At 72.5% G+C, this 22,619-nt stretch carries 21 protein-coding genes; 15 read left to right on the forward strand and 6 right to left on the reverse strand.

Features of this window, described 5'->3' with window-relative positions; translation table 11 throughout:
- The first annotated feature begins 24 nt into the window (after positions 1-24).
- Positions 25-1,020 (forward strand): LacI family DNA-binding transcriptional regulator, encoded by a 996-nt coding sequence (locus OHN19_RS05300; protein ID WP_330263009.1) that lies wholly within the window; start codon positions 25-27, stop codon positions 1,018-1,020.
- Positions 1,021-1,076: 56 nt separating this feature from the next.
- Here OHN19_RS05300 and OHN19_RS05305 read toward each other — a convergent pair whose 3' ends face one another.
- Positions 1,077-2,174 carry an NmrA family NAD(P)-binding protein gene (locus OHN19_RS05305; RefSeq protein ID WP_330263010.1) on the reverse strand — a complete coding sequence of 366 codons (1,098 nt, stop codon included), beginning with the start codon at positions 2,172-2,174 and terminating at the stop codon, positions 1,077-1,079.
- 179 nt (positions 2,175-2,353) lie between these two features.
- Between OHN19_RS05305 and OHN19_RS05310 the strand changes: the two genes are divergently transcribed.
- Positions 2,354-3,343, forward strand: coding sequence for an SDR family oxidoreductase (locus tag OHN19_RS05310; protein WP_330263011.1), 990 nt, complete (start codon positions 2,354-2,356; stop codon positions 3,341-3,343).
- A 161-nt stretch (positions 3,344-3,504) separates the two neighbouring features.
- On the opposite strand, the gene OHN19_RS05315 is transcribed toward OHN19_RS05310, so the two are convergent.
- Positions 3,505-4,755, reverse strand: coding sequence for a cytochrome P450 (locus OHN19_RS05315; protein WP_330263012.1), 1,251 nt, complete (start codon positions 4,753-4,755; stop codon positions 3,505-3,507).
- Positions 4,756-4,985: 230 nt separating this feature from the next.
- Here OHN19_RS05315 and OHN19_RS05320 point away from each other — a divergent pair, with 230 nt between their 5' ends.
- The 12 genes from OHN19_RS05320 (at position 4,986) to OHN19_RS05375 (ending at position 15,110) form a co-directional block, all read left to right on the forward strand.
- Positions 4,986-5,696, forward strand: a complete 711-nt coding sequence (locus OHN19_RS05320; protein ID WP_330263013.1) for a DUF2071 domain-containing protein — start codon at positions 4,986-4,988, stop codon at positions 5,694-5,696.
- 13 nt (positions 5,697-5,709) lie between these two features.
- Positions 5,710-6,366 carry a hypothetical protein gene (locus OHN19_RS05325; RefSeq protein ID WP_330263014.1) on the forward strand — a complete coding sequence of 219 codons (657 nt, stop codon included), beginning with the start codon at positions 5,710-5,712 and terminating at the stop codon, positions 6,364-6,366.
- Between the two features lie 181 nt (positions 6,367-6,547).
- Positions 6,548-7,120 carry a cysteine dioxygenase gene (locus tag OHN19_RS05330; protein WP_330263015.1) on the forward strand — a complete coding sequence of 191 codons (573 nt, stop codon included), beginning with the start codon at positions 6,548-6,550 and terminating at the stop codon, positions 7,118-7,120.
- Positions 7,117-7,305 carry a hypothetical protein gene (locus OHN19_RS05335; RefSeq protein ID WP_330263016.1) on the forward strand — a complete coding sequence of 63 codons (189 nt, stop codon included), beginning with the start codon at positions 7,117-7,119 and terminating at the stop codon, positions 7,303-7,305. The genes OHN19_RS05330 and OHN19_RS05335 overlap by 4 nt, the downstream gene beginning before the upstream one ends.
- Positions 7,278-8,126 carry a phosphodiesterase gene (locus tag OHN19_RS05340; protein WP_330263017.1) on the forward strand — a complete coding sequence of 283 codons (849 nt, stop codon included), beginning with the start codon at positions 7,278-7,280 and terminating at the stop codon, positions 8,124-8,126. The genes OHN19_RS05335 and OHN19_RS05340 overlap by 28 nt, the downstream gene beginning before the upstream one ends.
- Positions 8,127-8,191: 65 nt before the next feature.
- Entirely contained in the window at positions 8,192-9,898 is a 1,707-nt protein-coding gene (gene ctaD / locus OHN19_RS05345; protein WP_330263018.1) for a cytochrome c oxidase subunit I, read from the forward strand.
- Positions 9,899-9,962: 64 nt separating this feature from the next.
- A complete protein-coding gene (locus OHN19_RS05350; protein ID WP_330269532.1) occupies positions 9,963-10,397 on the forward strand; it encodes a DUF2243 domain-containing protein in 435 nt (144 codons plus the stop codon).
- On the forward strand, positions 10,394-11,275 hold the full coding sequence (locus OHN19_RS05355) for a cytochrome c oxidase assembly protein (RefSeq protein WP_330263019.1): 882 nt from the start codon (positions 10,394-10,396) through the stop codon (positions 11,273-11,275). Before OHN19_RS05350 ends, OHN19_RS05355 begins: the two co-directional genes overlap by 4 nt.
- A complete protein-coding gene (locus OHN19_RS05360; RefSeq protein ID WP_330263020.1) occupies positions 11,272-11,844 on the forward strand; it encodes a hypothetical protein in 573 nt (190 codons plus the stop codon). Before OHN19_RS05355 ends, OHN19_RS05360 begins: the two co-directional genes overlap by 4 nt.
- 141 nt (positions 11,845-11,985) lie before the next feature.
- A complete protein-coding gene (locus tag OHN19_RS05365) occupies positions 11,986-13,188 on the forward strand; it encodes a hypothetical protein (protein WP_330263021.1) in 1,203 nt (400 codons plus the stop codon).
- Between the two features lies 1 nt (position 13,189).
- The gene (locus tag OHN19_RS05370) at positions 13,190-13,759 is read left to right on the forward strand and encodes a hemerythrin domain-containing protein (RefSeq protein WP_330263022.1); all 570 of its coding nucleotides are present in this window, start codon (positions 13,190-13,192) and stop codon (positions 13,757-13,759) included.
- Positions 13,760-13,889: 130 nt separating this feature from the next.
- Complete coding sequence (locus OHN19_RS05375; protein ID WP_330263023.1) at positions 13,890-15,110, forward strand: PP2C family protein-serine/threonine phosphatase; 1,221 nt, start codon at positions 13,890-13,892, stop codon at positions 15,108-15,110.
- Positions 15,111-15,147: 37 nt separating this feature from the next.
- Here the strand turns inward: OHN19_RS05375 and OHN19_RS05380 are convergent, their stop codons facing one another.
- Complete coding sequence (locus tag OHN19_RS05380; protein WP_330269533.1) at positions 15,148-17,055, reverse strand: ABC transporter ATP-binding protein; 1,908 nt, start codon at positions 17,053-17,055, stop codon at positions 15,148-15,150.
- A gap of 171 nt (positions 17,056-17,226) precedes the next feature.
- Here OHN19_RS05380 and OHN19_RS05385 point away from each other — a divergent pair, with 171 nt between their 5' ends.
- Positions 17,227-18,201, forward strand: coding sequence for a lysylphosphatidylglycerol synthase transmembrane domain-containing protein (locus tag OHN19_RS05385; protein ID WP_330263024.1), 975 nt, complete (start codon positions 17,227-17,229; stop codon positions 18,199-18,201).
- A gap of 16 nt (positions 18,202-18,217) precedes the next feature.
- Here OHN19_RS05385 and OHN19_RS05390 read toward each other — a convergent pair whose 3' ends face one another.
- The 3 genes from OHN19_RS05390 to OHN19_RS05400 all read right to left on the reverse strand — a co-directional run bounded on the left by OHN19_RS05390 (position 18,218) and on the right by OHN19_RS05400 (position 22,340).
- Complete coding sequence (locus OHN19_RS05390) at positions 18,218-19,444, reverse strand: NAD(P)/FAD-dependent oxidoreductase (RefSeq protein WP_330263025.1); 1,227 nt, start codon at positions 19,442-19,444, stop codon at positions 18,218-18,220.
- Entirely contained in the window at positions 19,441-20,790 is a 1,350-nt protein-coding gene (locus tag OHN19_RS05395) for an FAD-dependent oxidoreductase (protein ID WP_330269534.1), read from the reverse strand. The genes OHN19_RS05390 and OHN19_RS05395 overlap by 4 nt, the downstream gene beginning before the upstream one ends.
- A gap of 110 nt (positions 20,791-20,900) precedes the next feature.
- Entirely contained in the window at positions 20,901-22,340 is a 1,440-nt protein-coding gene (locus tag OHN19_RS05400) for an FGGY family carbohydrate kinase (protein WP_330263026.1), read from the reverse strand.
- Between the last annotated feature and the right edge of the window lie 279 nt (positions 22,341-22,619).

Raw genomic sequence — 22,619 nt, forward strand, 5'->3', positions numbered from 1 at the left:
CATGGCAAGAGGTGGGGAGGGGCATTGCCGAGGGTCACCAGCAAGGACGTGGCGCGCGAGGCCGGGGTCTCGCAGACCACCGTGAGCTTCGTGCTCAACGGCAGGGACGAGCACGGCCTCTCCGCGGAGACCCGCCAACGGGTGCTGGAGACGGCGAAGCGCCTGGGCTACGTGCCGTCGGGGGCCGGCCGCGCGCTGCGCAAGGGCCGGAGCAACGTCGTGCTCTGCGTGGTTCCTGACCTGCCGGTGGCGGAGGCCATGGAGCAGTTCAAACTGGCCCTCGGCCGGTCGCTGGGCGAGGCCGGCTACACCTGTGTGTACCTGCATCACGCCGGTACGGCCACGCCGCTCGCCGAGCTGTGGCAGCACGTCCAGCCGGCGGTGGTCGTCGCGTTCGGCAGCCTGCCGCCCGTCGACGCGCAGTCACTGCGGCGGGCCGAAATCCCCCTGATCGACGGTGTGTTCACCCCGGACGGCAGCAATCTGACCGGGCTGAGCCAACAGGACATCGGGCGGCTCCAGATCGAGCACCTCGCGGCGCGTGGGCACCGGCACATCGGCTACGCCGCGCTGGACGACCCGCGCGAGCGGCCCTTCTGCCTGCCGCGCCTGGAGGGAGCCACGCAGGCCTGCCGTGGTCTCGGCCTTCCGGCGCCGCAGGTGGTCGGCATGCGCTACTCGCGGGAGAGCGCCCGGGACGCCGTCGTGGAGTGGACGCGGGGCGCCACCCCGGTGACGGCGGTCGCCGCGTTCAACGATCTGATCGCTCTCGCGGTCCTGGCGAGCTGCCGCACCCAGAGCATCGCCATCCCGGACGACCTGGCGCTCATCGGTGTCGACGACCTCCCGGTGAGCTCGCTCGCCGTACCGGCCCTGACCACCATCGGGATGGACCTCACCGCGGCGGCCGGCAATCTCACCGCCGGCATCCTCGCGACGGTCGGGGCTCCGGTTCCGGCGGCGCCGAGCCGGCCCGACGTGGGGGACATCCTGGCGCTCATCCAGCGCGAGACGACGTAGCCGAGGTCACGAACGGCGTTGCGGGCGGGACGTGGTGGCCAGGGATCACGGGGTCCTCACAACGTGCCCGTCCTGAAGTCCGCGCTGCTCTTGAGGACCGCGGAGTCCATGGTCCAGTTCTCCGGCTGGACCCTCTCCCAGAGGCTTCCCTTGCCGAGTTCCCTGCCCAGCCGGTCCTCCCGGCGGAACCACTCCTCGGCGGTCCTGATCCGGTTCGGGTGGATCTCGTCGAGCAGGGCGTAGTCCCTGGTGATGATTCCGTGCTTCCACACGTTCCAGAAGCCGGTGAAGTTGTCCCGGAAGCTCATGGTGCTCTTGTCGTTCGGGTCGGCGTTGTACCCGGCGGGGTGATCGGCGATCCCCACCAGGTCCGGATGACTCCAGTACGTGTCCAGGTCGGTGTCGATGTACCGCGCCGGATGCCCGGTGACCTTCTCGAACGCCGCGGCCATGTCGGCGTAGGTCATGTGCTCGATGGCCACTTCGAGGTCCATGCCGTTGGCCCGCTCCGGATTGTCGAAGAGCCAGCGGACGTAGAACCCGCAGTCCTCCAGGGACACGTGCGGGACGGCCCCGTCGCCGAGGGGAACCCGCCAGGTGACGACGCCGTCCTCCACGGCGGGCGTCATGGGCGTGAGCGGTGAGATCACCATCTCGATGTAGGGGCCCGAGGTGAAGACCGCGGCCCCCATCCGGTCCCTGTTCTTCTCGTTCTGGAAGAGCACCCATTCGGCCATACGGCCCTTGCCGTCGTAGTGGCCGGTGCGGAACCTGGAGTCGTAGCCCGACTTCTTGAGGGCGTAGTCGAGATTGCCGTAGACGAAGAACTTGATGCCTTCCTCGATCGCGATCTCATACGTACGGATGGCCCAGTAGGTCTCCGTCTTCTCGCCGGTGTTGAACCCGTCGATGTTGATGAACGCGCCGTCGCAGCCGCGGAATCCCTCGCGCAGTACGTCCTCGTCGGCGAACGTCCCTTCGAGGACGGAGACGTTGCCGAGCGCCACGAGCTCCTGGGCCCGGGGGCTGTCGGCGTCGCGGGTGAGGACCTTGACGGAGTACTTCTTGTCGGCGACCAGGGCGCGGACGACGGGCATGCCCTGAGCCCCTGTGCCGCCGATGACGAAGATCGAGGACGTGGTGTGTGCGGTCATGGCTCTGACTCCCGGTACACGATGGAAACCGATCGGTTTCCAGCAAGGTACACCGATCGGTTTCCACTCGGCAAGCGCGTGTCGGTCGAGGCGCGTCGGGCACTCGGGGGGCTGCGGGCCGCGTCACCGGACGGGGGTCGTGTGCGGTCCGCCCGGCTCGGCACGCATGAGGAGGATGTATGGGACTGCGCGATCACGTGGTCGTGGTGACCGGAGCGTCCAGCGGGATCGGACGGGCCACGGCCGAGGCCTTCGCCCGGAAGGGCTGTGCCGTGGTGCTGGCCGCGCGCCGCGAGGAGGCGCTGGAGGCGGCGGCCCGGGAGTGCGGGAAGCATCGCGGGGCACGGACCCTGGTCGTCCCGACGGACACGACGGACGCGGGGGCGGTCGAGAACCTCGCGCGACGGGCGGTGGCGGAGTTCGGGCGGATCGACGTCTGGGTGAACAACGCGGCGGTCAACGCCTTCGGCCGCTTCGAGGACGTACCGCTGGAGGACTTCCGCCGGGTCCTGGACGTCAACGTGATGGGATACGTGCACGGGGCGCGGGCCGCGCTGCGGGTGATGCGGGAACAGGGCACCGGCACCCTGATCAACATCTCGTCCATCGTGGGGGCCGTGTCCCAGCCGTACAGCCACCCCTACAGCATGTCCAAGCACGCCGTACAGGGGCTCGGTTCCAGCCTGCGGCAGCAGCTGAGGGTGGAGGGGCTGAAGGGCGTACACGTGTGCACCGTGATGCCCGCGACCATCGACACCCCGCACTTCCAGCAGGCGGCCAACTACACCGGGCACAAGGTCGTCGCGATGCCGCCGGTCTACACCCCGGAACGCGTCGCCGCAGCGGTCGTCGGCCTCGTACGCCATCCTCGCCGCGAGGTGGTCGTCGGTCCCGCCGGCCGTGCTCTGGTACGCCAGTCCCGGCTCGCGCCCGGGCTCGCGGAGCGGGCCATGGCACGGCAGACGGACAAGGGCCATCTCGATCACGACGAGGAGGCCCCGGCCACCCACGGCGCGCTGCACGTACCGGCGTCCGGGAAAGGCGCGGTGCACGGCGGCTGGCACGGGCGGCGACGCACCGCGCTGCGCAGGACCGCCGTCGCCGCCGCGCTGGCCGGAGCGGCCGTGACCGCCGGACGCCGGATGACCCGCGCTGCGGCGGCCGCCTGACCGGTGCCGGGTTATCGGGTGCCCCGTACCCGTCGAGGACCTGACCGCTCGTCAGGTACCGCCAGCCACGAGGGACAAGAACACGAGGGACCAGAAGCTGCCCGCCCGCTGTGACACCGGGCGGGCAGCGGGCAAGGGTGGCCGGAGCCGGCCGGTGGCCGTCAGTGCGCGGTCGCCGCAACCCGTACGGGGGCCGCGTGGATGACGAAACCGCTGCGCACCCTCGTCGGCATGCGGTTCAGCGGGATCCGCAGGTCCTGTTCGGGGACGTCGTAGTCCAGCCGGGCCAGCCGCGGTCCGAGGGCCGCGAGCAGGGCGACGGTGACGTCCTCACCGGGGCAGCGGTGGCCGGTGGTCCGGTCCCCACCCCCCTGCGGCACGAGTTCGTCGCGCTGCGGCGGCCGGCCCACGAAGCGCTGCGGGGCGAAGGCGTACGGCTCCTCCCAGAGGTCGGCGTCGTGGTTCTGCCCGTACAGGTCGAGCAGGATCAGGGTGCCGGCCGGGATCGGCTCGCCCCGCCATTCCAGGTCGGTCACGGCCCGGCCGCCGAGGAAGGGCGCGAAGGGATAGAAGCGCCGCAGCTCGTGGGTGAACGCCACGGCGTAGGCGGGGTCGTCCTCGCGCAGTCGTTCCCTGACCCCGGGGGTGCGCAGTGCGTGGCCGGCGTAGGAGACGAACCAGCACACGGCGACGGTGGGACGGATGACGTTGAGCAGTTCGACGGCGGCGGTGTGCGGGTCCAGGAGCGAGCCGTCGCTGTCCTGGTGGCGGACGACGGCCTCCAGCGCCGAACCGGCGGGAGCCGTGGCCCGGTCCGCCCGGATCTCCTCGACCAGGCCTGCCAGCCAGGCCTCGCTGCGGGCCCTCGCCCGGCGGGCCCGCCAGTGGCGCGGTCCCGGTGTGGCGAAGCCGTCGACCATCGCGACCATGTCCCGGGCCGTGGACTCCGCGTCGGCCAAGGGGATGCCGACCCATCGGCAGACCGCCTGGGTGAGGATCCGGCTCGCTTCGTCGAACAGGACGACCGGGCGCTCGGACCACGACGCCACCGCCTCGTCCCACGCCGCCGTGACGCTGTCGACCAGCTCGGCGACCCGCTGCGGCCCGGTGAGCAGGGAGAGGAACATCTCCTTGCGGCCGCGGTGTGCCTGCCCGTCCAGGGTGTGCACGGCTCCGTGACCGAACAGGGTGCTCAGCACCGGGCCGGGGAGTGCCGTCCCCCGCTCCACATGCCGTTCGTCGTAGAAGAACCGCACCGCTTCCGGGCCGTGCAGGGCGACGGCGTGCTGGCCCATCAGCCGGGTGCGCACGAGCGGAGCGGCGGTACGGCGCCGTCGGTCGGGCAGCCAGGTGTATCCCTTGGCGAGGAGGGCGAGTGAGCTGTCGGCGATCGGCGGACGACTCTGATTCATGGCGTCGCGAGTGCCCGTGGCCCGCCACCGGAAACGCGGGCCGGTGGCGGGCCACCCGGCCGGCGGAGGGCCACCCGGTGCGACACCGCCGCACCCTTGGCCCTCGTCACGACCACGGCCTCCGGCGACCGAGCCCGTGTCACGACCACGGCGTCCAACGACCCAGCACAGCGCCCCGCGCCCCCGCGGCCTGTGCGTTTCCCCGGTGCCCGGGTGGGGACCCGGCGGGCGTGGTGGCCTACGGAGCGGAGCAGCGGGTGCGGGTGCCGGCTCTGCGGGCCCGCTGGCTCCGGCAGGCGTTCGTCCACTGGCCGTTCCGGCCGGAGGCGGTGCAGGCGCTACTGCCCCGGGAACTGGTCGTCGACGAGTACGACGGGATGGCGTGGGTGGGTCTCACGCCGTTCGTGATGGCGGACGTGCGCGCCCCGGGCGTTCCCGCCGCGGTACCGGGGCTCCCGACGTTCGCGGAGACCAACCTGCGGACCTACGTGCGGCGCGAGGACGGCCGGGACGGGATCTGGTTCCTGTCCATCCTGGTGGCCTGCCGGGTGATGCTTGCGGCTCGTGCCGTCGGGGCGCCGTACACGCTGGGGCATCTGCGGGTGACCACCGACGGTGACACCGTGTCGTACGTGGGGTCTCGAGCGGCGGGCCGCGTCTCGTACCGCCTGGATGTCCGTCCCGGCGACCCGCTGCGGCCGACGGAGCGGGACGTGTGGCTGACCTCGCGCTGGCGGGCGTACACCCGTCGGCTGGGCCGTGTCTGGGAGACACCGGTGGAACACGAGCCCTGGCCGCTGGCGGGCGCGGCCGTCGACGTGCTGGAGGAGACGCTGACCGGAGCGGCCGGACTGCCCGCCCCGCTCGACGAGCCCGTCGTGCACTACTCCCCGGGGGTCGGTCACGTCCGGCTGGGGGCCTCCCGCCCCTCCTCCGCGTGAGCGGGCGACGCGCGTGAGCGGGCCGACGCGCGTGAACCGGCCGACGCGCGGCCCCGGCGGATCGCCGCGGCTGCGCTTCGACGGCTGGATCGCCGGCCTGGGCACGGCCTCCGGGACCCGGATCGTGCTGGGGCACTGGCCTCGGTCGCCGTTCGGCCCGTTCAGCGATGTGATGCTGGAGCGGCCGGACGGGGAACGGCTGCTGCTCGCCCCCACGCGGGAGACGGCGGACTTCGTCAGCCGCACCTATGTCTTCGACACCGTGCGGGTCGTCCCGGTCGCCGTGCACGTCACCGGCGACACCTGGAGCGTCTCGGCGGGTCCGCTCGACCTGCGTTTCACGACGGGACGCAGACGAGCCCTCGGACTGCTGCTGCGCGCGGTGCCCGGCGTGCTGGCCCGGCAGCCGGCCTGGTGCACGGTCACGTCGCTCCCCGCGCGCGTGCTGCTGCCCGGCGTGCGCACCCGCGGCAGTGCGCGAGCGGGCCGCCGGGAGTGGTACGGCGCCCGGGACCTGCGGCCGGTCCGGGCGGTGTCGGCGGTCCTCGGGGGCGAGGACCTCGGCGCCCTGGCACCCGTCTCCCCACCGGTGCGTTTCGGGTTCGGGTCCGTGCCGGGCGAGCCCTCGCTGACCCGGGTCACGACGACGGTGGCCCTGGCGCCGGAGTGAGGACATACGGCCTGGCGCCGGAGTGGGGACATTCGGCCAGGGGCCGGAGTGGGGACATTCGGCCAGGGGCCGGAGTGAGGACACCCGGCCAGGGGTACCCGGCCGTCCCGACGAAGAGGTGACGTATGGGAAGGCCGAGCGAGCAGGCTCTGGGCAGGGCGCACACGAGGAGCGGAAGGCGATGAGGAACCGACTGCCCTTCCCGCCGCCGGGCCGTGTGCTCGACGCCGGGGAACTCCGGAAAGTCGCCAGAGCCGTCGCCGAGGACGAGTCCCTGTGGTCCGACCTGCTCCAGCACTCCACCGACGACCGGGGCTATGCGGAGATCTTTCTCGACGAGCACCTCGGCGTCTGGGTCCTGGAGTGGCTGGCGGACGACCACGACACGGGCTACCACGACCACGACCACTCCGGCGGCGCCGTGCACGTGGCCCACGGCGCGATCCGGCACGAGCATCTACGCCTCGGGCACCGGCCGGTGGGCGACCGGGTGCCGGCCGGCGAGGGCTTCTGCTTCGACCAGACCTTCATCCACCGCATGCGCCGCGAACCGGGTGGCGGCCGGACCGTCACCATCCACGCCTACTCGCCCCCGCTGGTACGTACCGGCCAGTACGGCGAGCAGGACGATCAGCTGCTGCACCGCGTGCCCACGAGCTCCCAGGAGCACCTCTCCCCCAAGGGCCGGCAGGGCACCCCCAGCACGGCACACCCACCCCGGACAGCGGACATCCCGCAGGAGGACCGACGATGAGTGAACAGACCCCGTCCCAGGCGGAGGGCGAGCGCGAGGAAGACGTACCGGAGGAGGAGACGTCCGGCCGTAGTGACGTGCCCCGGACCACGCCTTCACAGGCGGAGGGCGACGACACGGAGGACGAGGAGCCCGAGCAGGGCGAGGAGCGCGCGGAGTGGGAGAGCGGCTGGTCCGGTCCGTGAGGCGGGACGAGCACCAGAACCTCGGGCGGCGGGACGAGCGCAAGGACCTCGGCCGGCTGCCCGAGCCACGGCCCGTCGCCGCGGCGGAGACCGGCTTCCGCCGGCTGGCCCGGCTCCGGCGGGCCCCCGCCCTGCACCCGCGGGGACTGACCTGCACGGCCGATCTGGAGATCGTCGCCGACGGCAGTGAACCCTGGGGGGTGTCCTGGCTGGATTCCCCCGGCCGGTACGCCGCCAGGGTCAGGCTCTCGCGCGCGGCCGGTCTGCCCCGGCGGCTGCCCGACGGACTGGGCCTGGCGGTGCGCGTGGCGGACGCCGACGGCCCGGGCCGCACGCTGGACCTGCTGATGACGAGCTGTGGCCGCGGCCGGATCACCTGTCATGTCCCGTTGCCGCGCACAGACGTGCTGGGCGGTCCGTACTCCAGCCTCCTCCCCTACCGGGTCGGGGACCGGCGCGGTGTCCTGGCCGCCTTCCCGCGCCGGTCCCGGCCGGCGCCGGTGTACGGCGACCCGGCGCGGCTGCGCGAGGCCCTGGCGTCCGGACCGCTCGTCCTCGACCTGTGCGCGGAGACAGCCGGGACATCCGAAACAGCCGGGGCATCAGGAGTGTCAGTGTCAGGGGCATCAGGGCGGTCCTGGCGGCCCTTCGGCGTGCTGACAGTGAGGACTCCGCTGCCCCTGGAGGAGGACGAGAGCCCGGGGTACGACGTCTACGCCCACAGCCTCGACGGGTTCTCCCCCGTCAGCGCGCTGGCCCGGACACGCCGCGCCGCCTATCGGGGTTCGCGGGCGGGTCGAGGGACAAACTGGCAGGACTAGGTTCCGGCAGGCTGGTTACACGCTGCCCGACATGCAGACCCCTCGACGCACGGCAGGGCGGGCTGATGGCCACACACACCGAACCGGTCGCTCCGGTCCCGACGGCGGAGCGGCGCAGCAGAGGCCGCGTGATCGTGTCCTGGGTGACCACGACCGACCACAAGAAGATCGGCCATCTCTACCTGATCACCTCGTTCTGCTTCTTCCTGATGGGCGGGGTCCTCGCGATGGCGATCAGGGCGGAGCTGGCCCGCCCCGGGCTGCAGTTCCTCTCCAACGAGCAGTACAACCAGGCGTTCACCATGCACGGCACGATCATGCTGCTGCTCTTCGCGACGCCGACCTTCGCCGGGTTCGCCAACGCGGTCATGCCGCTCCAGATCGGCTCGCCGGACGTGGCCTTCCCGCGGCTGAACATGTTCTCCTACTGGCTGTTCCTGTTCGGCGGCCTGATCGTGCTCGGCAGCTTCCTCACCCCGCAGGGCGCCGCCGACTTCGGCTGGACCGCGTACACCCCGCTCAGCGGCCCCATCCGCAGCGGTTACGTCGGCGCCGACCTGTGGATCATGGGGCTGGCGCTGGCCGGGTTCGGCACCATCCTCGGCGCGGTCAACTTCATCACCACCATCATCTGCATGCGCGCCCCCGGCATGACGATGTTCCGGATGCCGATCTTCACCTGGAACGTGCTGCTCACCTCGGTGCTCGTCCTGCTGGCCTTCCCGGTCCTGGCGGCCGCGCTGCTCGCCCTGGAGGCCGACCGGCACTTCGGCTCGCACGTCTTCGACGCCCAGTACGGCGGACCGCTGCTGTGGCAGCACCTGTTCTGGTTCTTCGGGCATCCCGAGGTCTACATCCTCGCGCTGCCCTTCTTCGGGGTGATCAGCGAGATCATCCCGGTGTTCTCCCGCAAGCCGATCTTCGGTTACGTCGGTCTGATCGGCGCCACGATCGCCATCACCGGTCTGTCCGTGACCGTGTGGGCGCACCACATGTTCGCGACCGGGGCCGTGCTGCTGCCGTTCTTCTCCTTCATGAGCTTCCTGATCGCCGTGCCGACGGGGGTGAAGTTCTTCAACTGGATCGGCACGATGTGGAAGGGCTCGATCTCCTTCGAACCGCCGATGCTGTGGGCGGCCGGCTTCCTCGTGACCTTCCTGTTCGGTGGCCTGACCGGGGTGATCCTTGCCTCGCCGCCGATGGACTTCCACGTCACCGACAGCTACTTCGTGGTGGCGCACTTCCACTACGTCCTGTTCGGCACCATCGTCTTCGCGATGTTCGGCGGGTTCAGCTTCTGGTGGCCGAAGATGACCGGCACCATGCTCGACCACCGCCTGGAGAAGATCCACTTCTGGACCCTGTTCGTCGGCTTCCACACCACGTTCCTGGTCCAGCACTGGCTCGGCGCCGAGGGCATGCCCCGCCGCTACGCCGACTACCTGGCCGCTGACGGCTTCACCGCCCTCAACACCCTCTCCTCCATCGGCGCGTTCCTGCTGGGCCTGTCCACCCTGCCGTTCCTCTACAACGTGTGGAAGACCGCCAAGAAGGGCGAGCGGATCGAGGTGGACGACCCCTGGGGCTACGGCCGCTCCCTGGAGTGGGCGACGTCCTGCCCGCCGCCGCGCCACAACTTCAACGCCCTGCCGCGCATCCGCTCCGAGTCCCCCGCCTTCGACCTGCACCACCCGGAGACGGTCGAGTGGGACCAGAAGCAGCACTCGGGCAAGCGTGACGTCGTGGACGCCGAGGGACACGAGCAGGAGTGAGGCCGTGAGCGCGTCGGCCCGGCCGAGCACCGCCCCGGCCACCCGCACCGAGCCGCACAGGTCGATGGCCGTGTGCGCGCTGATCGGGGCGGCGGTGACGGCCGCGGTCGACGAGATCGTCTTCCACCAGATCCTCGGCTGGCACCACTTCTACGACCGCTCCACGACCGGCGCCGGCCTCCTCTCCGACGGCCTGCTGCACACCGCCGAACTGCTGGGCCTGTGCGCCGGTTTCTTCCTGTACGCCGATCTGCGGCGCCGTCGCGCCCTGTCGGCACCCCACGCCTGGGCGGGGCTCTTCCTCGGCATGGGCGCCTTCCAGTTGTTCGACGGCATCGTCGACCACAAGCTGCTGCACCTGCACCAGATCCGCTACGGCGTGGACGTCACCCCCTACGACTGGGCCTGGAACCTCGCCGGCCTGGTGCTGCTCCTCACCGGCGCGGGGCTCGCCGTACGGGCGGCACGGCGGCACGGTGAGGGCGGGCCGCCGGCGTGACGCCCGGCCATGTGCACCCGGGTCCCGCCGTGGGGCCGGGGCCGGCCGAGCTGGTCCTCGCCGGGGCAGCGCTGCTGGTCACCGTCGTCTATCTGGCGGCCGCGGGGCGTCTGCGGCGGCGCGGGGACGCCTGGTCCCCCGGACGGGACGCCTCGTTCGCCGCGGGTGGCGCGGTCACGGCCTGGGCGGCGCTGGGCGAGGTCTGGGGCGGGCCGTTCACCCAGCACGTGGTCCGGCACCTGGTCGTCGCCATGGCGGCCCCGCTGCTCCTCGTCGCGGCCCGCCCCCTCACCCTCGCCCTGCGCTCGCTCGGGCCCGGCCGGGCGCGGCGGTCCTTGGTGGCGCTCGCGCACTCCGCTCCCGTGGGGCTGCTGCTGTTCCCTCCTCTGGCTGCCCTGCTGGACGTCGGCGGGCTGTGGCTGCTGTACCGCACGGATCTGTTCGCGGCGACGGCGCACCGGCCGCTGCTGCACGGCCTGGTGCAGGCGCACATGGTGGCGGCGGGCGTGCTGTTCACCTTCGCCGTGTGCGGGCTCGATCCCGTGCGGCGCCGCTGGGGCCTCGCCGTGCGCGGTACGACCCTGCTGGCCGCGGGGGCCGCGCACGGCGCGCTGGCCCGGACCCTCTACGTCGGGCCGCCGCCCGGAGCCGGGTTCGCACCCGAGGACCTGCGGCAGGGGGCCCAGTGGATGTACTACGGCGGGGACCTCGCGGAAGCGGGACTGGCCGTGCTGATGGGCACGGCCTGGTACGCGGCCGCCGGACGGGCCCGAGCGCGGCGCCGACGCCGGGGTCCCGCGGCGGACGAGGCGGTGGACCTGCCCTGCGGGGGCACTCGGAGGCCGGCACAGGACGCGGCAGCCGGAGGGGCACCATGAACACGACGGCACAGACCTCCCAGGACGGGCGGGCGCGGCAGAAGCGGCTGGTGATCTACTTCAACGACCACCTGGCGGGCGCGACGGCAGGCGCGGAGCTGGCTCGCCGCACGGCGGAGGAACACCGCGGGTCGCCGTTCGGCGAGGCGCTGGAGAACCTCCGCAAGGAGATCGCGCAGGACCGGCAGGCGCTGGTGCGGCTCCTCGCCGACCTCGACGTCCCGGTCCGGCACTACAAGGTGTACGGGGCCTGGCTCGGCGAGAAGGCCGGACGGGCGAAGCCCAACGGGCGGCTGGTGCGCCGTTCCGGGCTCGCGCTGCTGATCGAGCTGGAGGCACTGCGGCTGGGGGCGCAGGGCAAGGCGGCCCTGTGGCGCGGGCTGCTCGCCGCGTCGGCACAGGACGCACGGCTGGACGCCGACCGGCTGGAGGAGTTGCTGCGCCGGGCCGAACGGCAGATCAGGACGCTGGACGTGCTGCACTCCCGGGCCGCCACCGCACTGCTGTTCCCGGCCCCGCCCCCGGAACCGACGTCGACGGCCGCGGCCGGGACGAACACGCCGACGTGACCTGCCCGGACCGCGCCGGTCCGGCGGCCCTCCTCCCGCCGGTCCGGCCGATTCCTCCACACGACCTCCATCCGCCGGTTACACCGGGCGGGCACGGGTACTCGCGCGGCTCCGCTCCGGCCATCAGCCGAGGAGACCCTCATGGGCTTCAACCCACTGGAACACCAAGGCATCCCCCTGGACCGCCAGCTGCGCAACTGGCGGGAGCTCGACGTCGAACCCGTCGACCCCGACCGCGGTGACCCGTACACCAAGTGCCGTGTCATCACGATGAACGGCATCGAGGTCGAGGCGATCCTCTTCAGCCACCAGTTCGCCCGCCACTGTCCCGACCTCGAGGTCAAACGGCAGCTGGCGGAGGTCCGCTACATCGAGCAACAGCAGCAGAAGGCCGTCAACTGGCTGCTGCCCGGCCTCGCCTCGGTCCTGGAGACGACGATCTCCTACGAGCAGGTCGCGGTCGACCTCACCGGCTGGATCGCCCGCCACGAGCCCGACCCGTATCTGAAGCAGGCGTACGAGTTCGGCGTCCTGGAGGACTTCGACCACCTGTACCGGTACTCCAACCTCTACGAGATGATCGAGCACCGCAAGGCGGAGTCGATCGTGGAGGGCCTCACGGAGGTGATGCCGGGACGGCCGACCAAGTTCCACCACCGGCACCCGGTCGACAACGTGCGCGAGCCCTACGACCGTACGACGGTCAACCCGCTGTCCCGGCTGCACGCGCTGACCATCATGTCGGCCGAGCAGCAGACCCTGAACTTCTACCTGAACGTCGGCCCCCAGTACATGGAGCCGATCGCCCGCCAGCTCTACCAGGAGATCGCCATGGTGGAGGAGGAGCACGTCACCCACTACGAGTCCCTGGTCGACCCGGGCGAGACGTGGTGGGAGCAGCTCGTCAACCACGAGTACAACGAGTGCTACCTCTACCACTCCTTCATGGAGCAGGAGTCCGACCCCAAGGTGAAGGCGATCTGGGAGCTCCACCTGAACATGGAGCTCGAACACCTGCGGATCGCCTGCGACCTGATGCGCCGTCACGACGGCCGGGAGCCGCAGGAGATCCTCGCCCCGGAGCTGCCGAACGTGCTGACGTTCGAGGAGAACAAGCAGTTCGTACGGGGTCTGCTGGACACCCAGATGGATCTGACGACCCTGGGCACCGGCTATGTCCGGGACGCCCACGAGCGCTTCCAGAAGATGCAGGAGCAGATCCACGGCGGCGAGGAGCCGCCCAGCGAGCGGGTGATGGCCCAGCACCGGGAGATGTTCGGCCGCGAGTACCGCATCGAGACGGAGGGCGAGCACCCCGACGTCGCCTCCCGGGAGAGGAGCTGACATGGCCGGGATCGCCGCGAGCGACGCCGACGTCGTGGCCCTGCTGATGCGTCAGCACGGTGACATCCGCAACCTCTTCGACGAGGTGGAGCGGACGTCCGGGGACGAGCGCCGGTCGGCCTTCCGGAGCCTGGTGCGGCTTCTGGCCGTGCACGAGACGGCCGAGGAGGAGGTCATCCGTCCCTTCACCCGCACGTCCGTGCCGGACGGCGGGAAGGTCGCGGACGAGCGGCTGGCCGAGGAGCGCGAGGCGAAGGAGGTCCTGTCGCGGCTCGACGGGATGGACACCGACGACCCGAAGTTCCTGCCCGAACTCCATACGCTGCGCCTGGACGTGATGAAGCACGCCCGCGCGGAGGAGCGGTACGAGTTCAACCACATCCGCCGGCACGCGGACAAGGCACGCCTGGGTTCCATGGCCACCGCCGTGAAGGCGGCCGAGGCGATGGCGCCGACCCACCCCCACCCCGGGACCGAGTCGGCGGTCAAGAACATGACCCTCGGGCCGGTGGCGGCCCTGGTCGACCGCACGCGGGACGCCGTACGCAAGGCCATGGGCAAGGACGGCTGACCGCCTCCGCCCCCTTGCCCGGCACCACGCCCCTGGGCTGTGGCTTCGGCAGTGACGGCCGCGGCTCAGGAGTCAGGTGTGCCGCCGCGGGTACGCGGACGGTATCCGATCGCGGGACCGGGGTGGCGGCATGGTGAACACCGGGGACACGGGGAGGATGCTGCGGCGGCTGCTGCAGGACGCGCACCTGGTGACGCTGGAGCAGTTGCCCGGTCTCATCGCGGAACGCGCGGGCGCGGCCGGGCTGTACGACGTGGCGGTCTTCGCCGTCGACCTGCGCGAGACCCTGCTGCGGCAGATCACCGGCCGCGGTCTCGACGCGGCGGCGGGCGGCGAGGAGCTGGGGATCGACGGCACCCTGCCCGGACGCGCCTACCAGCGGGTGACGATCGTCGCCGAACCCCCGCGCGAGGAACGCTCCCGGCGCCGGTGGTGGGTGCCGGTGACCGACGGCGTCGAACGCATCGGGGCGCTGCGGGCGGACACGGAGGACGGGGACGATCAGGCCGTACGGCAGGATCTGCGCGACCTGGCCTCGCTGGTGGCCCTGGTCCTGCTCAGCAAGCGGTCCTGCAGTGACTCCTTCGCCCGGCTGGTGCGCACGGAGCCGATGAACGTGGCGGCGGAGATGCAGTGGAAGCTGATGCCGCCGTCCGCCTTCGCCGGGCAGGACGTGACCGTGGGCGCGGTGAGCGAGCCCGCCTACGAGATGGGCGGTGACGCCTTCGACTACGCCGTCAGCGGCAACGTCCTGCATCTGTCCGTGTTCGACGCGATGGGCCATGACACCACCGCGGGGATCACCGCGAACCTGGCGGTGGCCGCCTGCCGCAACGCCCGCCGCCAAGGAGCCTCGCTCACCGAGACGAGCCGGGCCGTCGAGGACGTGCTCATGGACCACTTCGGGACCAGCCGCTACGTCACCGGCATCCTCGCCGACCTCGATCTCGACACGGGGCACCTGACCTGGATCAACCGGGGTCACCCGCTGCCGCTCGTCATCCGCGACCACCGCTGGACCGTCGAGCTGGTCTGCCCGCCGGCCGGCCCCATGGGGACCGGGCTGGGGCTGCCGATCGTCGTCGACCGTCAGCAGCTGGAGCCGGGCGACCGGCTGCTGCTGTACACCGACGGGATCGTCGACGCCCGCGACGCCGCGGGCGAGCGGTTCGGCCGTGACCGCTTCGTCGACTTCATCGTGCGCCACCACTCCGACCGCCAGACGCTGCACGAGACCCTGCGCCGGCTGATGCACGCGGTGCTCGACCACCACTGCGGCCGCCTGAACGACGACGCCACCGTCCTGCTCACCGAGTGGCGCGCCGGCCACCAGCACCAGCTCGTTCCCTGACTCCGCCGCACGCGGGAGCAGGGGCCGGGACGCTCGGCTAGACCGCGGCGGCCTCCGTGACCTCGCCGTCGGCCTCGGTGACCTCGCTGTCGTGCGAGGCGAACTGGGTGCGGTACAGCTCCGCGTAGCGGCCGTCGAGGGCGAGCAGTTCCCCGTGTGTCCCCCGCTCCACGATCCGGCCGTCCTCGACCACCAGGATCTGGTCGGCCGCCCGGACCGTGGACAGCCGGTGGGCGATGACGATCGCCGTCCGGCCCTCCAGCGCCTCGGTGAGCGCCTCCTGGACGGCGGCCTCCGAGGTGTTGTCCAGGTGGGCGGTGGCCTCGTCGAGGATGACGACCCGCTGGCGGGCCAGCAGGAGCCGGGCGATGGTCATGCGCTGGCGTTCACCGCCGGAGAGCCGGTAGCCGCGCTCGCCGACCACGGTGTCGAGGCCGTCGGGCAGGGACCGTACGAGGGCGTCGAGGCGGGAGCGGCGCAGGGCGTCCCAGAGGTCGTCCTCGGTCGCCTCCGGGCGGGCCAGCAGCAGATTGGCGCGGACGGTGTCGTGGAAGAGGTGGCCGTCCTGGGTGACCATGCCGAGGGTCGCGCGCAGGGAGCCCGCGGTCAGGTCGCGGACGTCGACGCCGCCGACCCGGACGGCGCCCTCGTCGACGTCGTAGAGCCGCGGCAGCAGCTGGGCGATCGTCGACTTGCCGGCGCCGGACGAGCCGACGAGCGCGACGGTCTGGCCGGGTTCGGCGCGGAAGGAGACGCCGTGCAGAACCTCGGAGCCGCCGCGGGTGTCGAGGGCGGCGACCTCCTCCAGCGAGGCCAGCGAGACCTTGTCGGCGGAGGGGTAGCCGAAGCGGACGTCCTCGAACTCGACGGCGACCGGTCCTTCGGGGACCTCGCGGGCGTCCGGTTTCTCCGCGATCAGCGGCTTCAGGTCCAGCACCTCGAAGACCCGCTCGAAGCTGACCAGCGCGCTCATCACCTCGACGCGGGCTCCGGCGAGGACGGTGAGCGGGGCGTACATGCGGGTCAGGAGCAGGGCGAGGGAGACCACCGCGCCGGGTTCCAGGGTGCCGCGCAGGGCGAACCAGCCGCCGAGGCCGTAGACCAGGGCGAGGGCCAGGGCGGAGACCAGGGTGAGGGCGGTGATGAACACCGACTGGGCGGTGGCCGTGCGGACGCCGATGTCGGCCACCTGGCGGGCCCGGGCCGCGAACTCCACGGACTCCTGTTCGGGGCGGCCGAAGAGCTTGACGAGGGTGGCGCCGGGTGCGGAGAAGCGCTCGGTCATCCGGGTGCCCATGGCCGCGTTCAGGGTGGCCGCCTCCCGCTGCATGCGGGCCATCCGGCTGCCCATGCGGCGGGCCGGGATCACGAACACCGGGAGCAGGGCGAGCGCGAGCAGGGTGATCTGCCAGGAGAGGGTGAGCATCACCACAAGCGTCAGCAGCAGGGTGACCAGGTTGCTGACCACGCCGGACAGGGTGTTGCTGAAGGCGCGCTGGGCGCCGATGACGTCGTTGTTGAGACGGGAGACGAGCGCTCCCGTACGAGTGCGTGTGAAGAACGCGACCGGCATGCGCTGCACATGATCGAACACAGCCGTGCGCAGATCGAGGATGAGGCCCTCCCCGAGCGAGGCCGACAGGCGCCGGGCGAGGATGCCGAGCGCCGCCTCGGCGACCGCGATCAGCGCGATGAGCAGGGCCAGGCGTACGACCTTGCCCTCGTCGTCGCCCGACACGATCGCGTCCACGACGTTCCCGGCGAGCACGGGCGTGGCGACGGCGAGCAGCGCGGTCGCCACCCCGAGCACGACGAAACGGGCGATTCGGGTACGGTGCGGTCGGGCGAACGCGCCGATGCGGCGCAGCGTCGCCCGGGCGAACGGGCGGCGCTCCTGCTCGGCGTTCATGACACTGTGCAGCTGTGTCCAGGCTGTGGTCTCCATGCTCATGGGAGAGAACTTAGGACCTCAAGCGTTGTTGAGGTCAACGCCCGGACGACTTCCGCCCGGCCGAAGGCCCCGTCCGTTCGACCGAAGGACTCGATGACCGCACGTAAGGCCCTGGCCCCGCTGCCGCTACCCGCAGTTGGCGCGCCGAGGAAAACCTCTCTCGATGTGACCGCGGTAGAACTCCCCCAGGGACGCCCACTCCAGCGCTTCCCCGTCCGCCGTATCCGCCAGATCCTGTGTCTGGTCCCGCTCCTGCTCGTCACCGTCGTGGCCGTGCGGCACCGGTCCGTGCTCGCCGAGGGCTTCGGCCATCTGCGGCAGGCCGAGTGGCCGTGGCTCGCCGCCGCGGCCGGTACCACCTGTCTGACCTGGGTGGCCGCCTCCTTCACCCGGCAGGGCGCCGTGGTGCAGCGGCTGCCCCGGCGACGGCTGCTGGCCACGCAGTTCGCGGCGGGCGCGGCCAACCACCTGCTGCCGACGGGCCTCGGCGCGAGCGCGGTCAACCTGCGCTTCATGACCGTGTGCGGGGTGCCGCTCGCCCGCTCCTCGGCCGCGCTCGCCCTGTATCTGCTGGCGGAGTCGGTCGGCCGGCTCGCGCTGCTCGCCGCGCTGTTCGTCGCCTTCCCCGACGCGCTGCGCCTCGGCGCGCTGCTGCCGGACGCGGCGGCCGGTCCGCTGCTGCTGGGGCTGGGCGCGGTCGTGGTGGTGGCCGTGGGTGTGCTCGCGGGCGTCCGCCGGGTCCGTACGGCCGTCGGCTCCTTCCTGCGGACCGCGCTGGGCGAGGCGCGCTCGGTGCACTCCCGCCCGTCCCGGGCCCTCGCCCTGTGGGGCGGTTCGCTGGCCTTCCCCGCGCTCCAGGCGGCCGGGCTCGCCGCGGTGGGGCAGGCCCTCGGGCTCTCGGTGCCCCCCGTGCACATGGCGCTCGCCTACCTCGCGGCGACCTGCGCGGTGGCGCTGGTGCCCACGCCGGGCGGGGTCGGCTCGGTGGAGGCGGCCCTGGTGGTGGCGCTGGTGGCGGCGGGCGGCCCGGCGGCCGTGGCGACGGCGGTGGTGCTCGCCTACCGGATCATCACGGTCTGGGTACCGCTGGTACCGGGCGCGCTGACGCTGGGCGCGCTGGTGCGGCTGAAGGTGATCTGACGGGCGAGCACGGGCGTCACCGTGAGGTGATCTGGACGGCCACCGGGCCGCCCTTGGGATCGACTCGGTGTGTCCAGCGGGCGGCCAGGGTGAGGGTCCGGTTCGGAAGCGCCCGGAGCAGGACCTGGCGGTGCAGTGTGCGGCCGTCCTGAACGACGTGCAGGAGGGACCGGTTCAGGGGCACCGTCGTGCGCAGGACGTACGGCAGTCCGCGGTCGGCCGGGGTGACCCGGTTGGGGGCGATCCACCGCAGGGGCGGCTCGACCAGCAGGGGGACGCCGTCGGGAGGTTCGGCTCCCGCGAGCGCTTCGAGAACGGCACCGGCCGCGTGCGCACCCTCCCGGGCCGCGGTCGCCGCGCTCTCCACGGCGTGCAGCACACTGCCGACGGCGAAGACGCCGGGCCGTGAGGTGTGCAGCGAGCCGTCGACGACCGGGCCGCGGGTGCCGGTGTCGAGGGTGAGGCCGCCGCGCCGGGCCAGTTCGTGCTCGGGCACGAAGTCGCCGGTGAACACGACGGTGTCGCAGGGCAGTACGGCCGTCCGGCCGTCGTGGTGCCGGACGCGGACCCCGGACAGCCTTCCGTGGCCGAGGAGTTCGGTGACCGTGGTGTCGGTGAGGAGCGGGATCCCTTGTCCGAGCCGGGCGTCGGCCGCGCGGGCGATGGTGGTCTGCGGCCGGGGGAGGTCGGTGACCATGGCGACGACCGCCGCTCCCGCGGCCCGTACGGTGGCGGCGGCCGCGTAGGAGACGTTCTCGGCGCCGACCACGACGGCGCGTGCGCCGACCCGCTGTCCGTACAGGTGCACGGCCTGCTGGAGTTCGCCCGTCGTGTAGACGCCTGCGGGCCGGGTGCCGGGCACCAGCCGAGCGGAGCGCGGGCGTTCCCGGGCGCCGGTGGCCAGGACGACCGCGCGTGCCTCGATCGTCTCCGGGCCGCCGGGGCCGACGGTGTGCAGTGCCAGGGGGCCCGCCCAGTCGAGGGCGGTGACGTGGGTGCGTACGACGGCGCCGGCGCGCTCCGCCGCGCCGACGAGGAGCCGGGCGTACTCGGGGCCGGTCAGGGGGTGCCGCCAGGTGCCGTAGCCGCCGTGCGCACAGTGGCGTGGTACTCCCCCGGCCTGTGACTCGCGGTCCATCACCTCGACCCGGGGCACTCGCGCGGTGGCCAGACGGGCGGCGGCCGCGAGTCCCGCGGGGCCGGCGCCGACGATCAGGACGTCCACCTGGCGCACCCGGCTCACCTGGGCACCTCCTCGAACAGCTTCCGTACCGCCGCCCCGCAGTGGAACCCCTGGCACCGCCCCGCCCGGGCCCGGGTCCTGCGGCGCAGTCCGTCGAGTCCGGCCGGGGGGATCGTGGCGGTGAGCGCGTCGCGGATCTCGCCCCGGGTCACCCGCTCGCAGTGGCAGACGACGGTGCCGTACTCCGGGTCGGCGGCGATGAGTTCGGGCCGCTGGTAGGGGCGAGGGAACGCCTCTCCGAGGTTGGGCATGCGGACCGGGTCCAGGTCCGCGGCCGGCCCTGGGTCCAGTCCGCTGTCGGCGAGCAGGTCCGTCACGTACGCGGCGATGGCGAGCGAGGCGGTCAGTCCGGTCGAGCGGATGCCGCCGACGGTGACGTACGCCTGCTCCGGGTGCGCGGTGATGCGGTAGTCCTCGTGCTCGGTGGCGGCGCGCAGGCCCGCGTAGACGGCGGTGACCTCCTCGTCGAGCAGCGCGGGGAGGATGCGGCGGCCCTGGTCGCGGAGTGCTCGCAGTCCTTCGGCGGTGGAGAGGGTGGCCCGCTTGTCGTCGAGGTCCTCGGCGGTGGGGCCGAGCAGGACATTGCCGTAGACCGTGGGGGCGACCAGGACGCCCTTGCCGAGTGCCGTGGGGACGGGCAGCAGGATGTGGTGTACGAGGTCGCGGGCGAACTTGTCGAAGACGAGCAGTTGGCCGCGGCGCGGGGTGACGGTGAAGTCGTCGTGGCCGAGGGCGCGGTCGAGGGTGTCGGCGTGCAGTCCGGCGGCGTTGACGAGCCAGCGGGTGCGGAGGGGGCCGCGTGACGTGTCGAGGACGTGGTGGTCGTGGTGCCGGCCGACCGTCCTGACCTGGGTGTTGAGGTGGAGGTCGACGCCGTTGCGGACCGCCTGGGTGGCGTACGCCAGGTTCGTCGTCCAAGGGCAGATGATGCTCTCGCCGGGCACGTGCAGGGCGCCGAGCGCGCCGGGGCCGAGGTGGGGTTCTCGGGCATAGAGCCCTTCCGGGCCTATCAGGGAGGTCCCCGGGCAGTCGTTGCGCTCGGCCTTCTCCGCGAGGCGGGGCAGGGCGGCGAGTTGGTCCTCGTTCCAGGCGACGAGGAGGGCGCCGACGGGTTCCACGGGGATGCCGGTCGCGGTCGCGTACTCGGCGAGCAGGTGTGCGCCCTCCCGGACCAGGCGGGCCTCCAGGGTGCCGGGGGTGGCATCGAAGCCGGTGTGCAGGATGGCGGTGTTGGCCTTGGAGCTGCCCTGGCCTATGTCGTCCTGTGCTTCGAGGAGGGCGATGCGGAGGTTCGGGTGGTGGGCGAGAGCCCTGGCTATCGCGCTGCCGACCACTCCGGCGCCCATGACGGTGACGTCGTACTGCGAAGAAGGAAGGAGACCTTGGCGGGTGACTTCCTTCGGCTGCGGCTCCGTCGTGGCTGGTCGCGCAGTTCCCCGCGCCCCTGCGGGGCGCGTCATCGGGGCGTTCCTTCGAGCAGTGCCGTGACCGCGCTTCGGAAGACCGCCAGTCGCTCCGCCGCCTCCTCGGCCGACACCCTCGGCTCGTACACCGCGGCCGGTTTCCAGTCCGGCAGGGCGTCGGCGACGGAGAGGGCGGGTTCGGCGCCCAGGCGGGCCAGTGCGCCCACGCCCAGGGCCGTCGCGTCCGGGAGGGCCGACACCTCGACCGGGCGTTGCAGCAGGTCGGCCTGGGTCTGCATGAGCAGGGCGGAGCGGGTGAGGCCGCCGTCGACGCGGAGGGTGGCCAGGGGTGAGCCGAGGTCCGTCGCGACGGCCTCGGCGAGCTCGACCACCTGGGCCGCCAGTCCCTCGCACAGGGCGCGCACCACGTGCCCGGGGCCGGTGTCCAGGCCCAGCCCCGTGAGCGAGCCGCGCAGGTCGCCGCGCCACCAGGGGGCCGCGAGTCCGGCGAGGGCCGGGACGAAGGTGACCCCGCCGCTGTCCGGCACCGAGCCGCCCACCGTGTCGAGGTCGGCGGCGCCCTTGATGAGGCCCAGGTCGGTGAGCCAGCGGACCGCCGACGCGGCCGTGTAGACCTGGCCGTCCAGGCAGTAGCTGGTCCGTCCGCCGAGCCGCCAGGCCACACAGCTCACCAGCCCCGCCCCACCGCGTCGGGGCACGGGCCCGGTGTGGGCGAGCAGGAACGCGCCGGTGCCGTAGGTGCACTTGGCGCCGCCCGGTGCGGTGATCCGCTGGGCCAGGAGGGCGGCCTGCTGGTCGACGGCCAGGCCGGTGAGCGGGATGTCCGGGCCGAACTCCCTTGTCACACCCACCTGTCGGGCGTTGTCGACGACCTCCGGGAGCCGTTCGTCGGCCAGTCCGTACAGGTCGAGGGCGCGCGGTGACCACTCGGCGCGGTCGAGGTCGAGGAGCTGGGTGCGTCCGGCCGTGGCGGCGTCCGTGACGAAGGCGCCGGTGAGCCGGTGGACCAGCCAGGTGTCGCTGGTGGTGACGACTCCCTCGCGGGTGAGGTGCCGTCGTATCCACGCCATCTTCGGCGCGGCGAAGTAGGGGTCCAGCGGGAGGCCGGTCAGCTCCCGCAACTCGTCCGCGTGAGCGGCGAGTTCGGTGCACACGCTCGACGCCCGGCGGTCCTGCCAGACGAGCGCGTCGGTGAGCGGCCGGCCCGTCGCCGGGTCCCAGGCGAGCACCGTCTCGCCCTGGTTGGCGAGGCCCAGTGCGGTCACGGGTTCACCCGCCTCGGCCAGCGCACGCGCACCCGCCTCGACCACCGAGTCGTGGAGCTGGGCGGGATCGACCTCGACGAGGCCGCCGGGCAGATGGCGGGGCCGTACCTCGGCGAACCCGGTGCCGATGACACCGCGTTCGGGGCAGATCACCAGGGCCTTGGTGCCGGACGTGCCCTGGTCGACGGCGAGCACCGGACCGCCCATGACGTCCCTTCCCGAGTGATCACTGACCGACAGCCTGCCGTCGCCGTCCGTGTCCCGTCAAGCGGCCCCCACCAGCCGCGCATCGGGTCCGTTGACTGGCTGATCACCAGTCAACTCACCTGTTGTGAAAAGACGTTCGCAATGATCGGGATGGTGGTGTGCGGGCGATTCCGCGCCCCTATAGTGACCGCCGTCCCACGCGATCTCCTCAACCGCCGCCCCGAGGAGGGCTGTTGTTACTCCACCCCGCCGTCCTGCCCGGTCCCGTGTCCGGGGCGG

Source organism: Streptomyces griseorubiginosus (assembly GCF_036345115.1).
Taxonomy (GTDB): Bacteria; Actinomycetota; Actinomycetes; order Streptomycetales; family Streptomycetaceae; genus Streptomyces; species Streptomyces griseorubiginosus_C.

What these genes read in the sequence shown, in the direction of transcription:
- OHN19_RS05380 (WP_330269533.1), bottom strand. Translation starts at nt 17,055, where the DNA reads ATGGAGACCACAGCCTGGACACAGCTGCACAGTGTCATGAACGCCGAG.
- OHN19_RS05365 (WP_330263021.1), top strand. Translation starts at nt 11,986, where the DNA reads ATGGGCTTCAACCCACTGGAACACCAAGGCATCCCCCTGGACCGCCAG.
- OHN19_RS05350 (WP_330269532.1), top strand. Translation starts at nt 9,963, where the DNA reads ATGGCCGTGTGCGCGCTGATCGGGGCGGCGGTGACGGCCGCGGTCGAC.
- OHN19_RS05360 (WP_330263020.1), top strand. Translation starts at nt 11,272, where the DNA reads ATGAACACGACGGCACAGACCTCCCAGGACGGGCGGGCGCGGCAGAAG.
- OHN19_RS05305 (WP_330263010.1), bottom strand. Translation starts at nt 2,174, where the DNA reads ATGACCGCACACACCACGTCCTCGATCTTCGTCATCGGCGGCACAGGG.
- OHN19_RS05330 (WP_330263015.1), top strand. Translation starts at nt 6,548, where the DNA reads ATGAGGAACCGACTGCCCTTCCCGCCGCCGGGCCGTGTGCTCGACGCC.
- OHN19_RS05400 (WP_330263026.1), bottom strand. Translation starts at nt 22,340, where the DNA reads ATGGGCGGTCCGGTGCTCGCCGTCGACCAGGGCACGTCCGGCACCAAG.
- ctaD (WP_330263018.1), top strand. Translation starts at nt 8,192, where the DNA reads ATGGCCACACACACCGAACCGGTCGCTCCGGTCCCGACGGCGGAGCGG.
- OHN19_RS05370 (WP_330263022.1), top strand. Translation starts at nt 13,190, where the DNA reads ATGGCCGGGATCGCCGCGAGCGACGCCGACGTCGTGGCCCTGCTGATG.
- OHN19_RS05310 (WP_330263011.1), top strand. Translation starts at nt 2,354, where the DNA reads ATGGGACTGCGCGATCACGTGGTCGTGGTGACCGGAGCGTCCAGCGGG.
- OHN19_RS05315 (WP_330263012.1), bottom strand. Translation starts at nt 4,755, where the DNA reads ATGAATCAGAGTCGTCCGCCGATCGCCGACAGCTCACTCGCCCTCCTC.
- OHN19_RS05335 (WP_330263016.1), top strand. Translation starts at nt 7,117, where the DNA reads ATGAGTGAACAGACCCCGTCCCAGGCGGAGGGCGAGCGCGAGGAAGAC.
- OHN19_RS05375 (WP_330263023.1), top strand. Translation starts at nt 13,890, where the DNA reads ATGGTGAACACCGGGGACACGGGGAGGATGCTGCGGCGGCTGCTGCAG.
- OHN19_RS05395 (WP_330269534.1), bottom strand. Translation starts at nt 20,790, where the DNA reads ATGGGCGCCGGAGTGGTCGGCAGCGCGATAGCCAGGGCTCTCGCCCAC.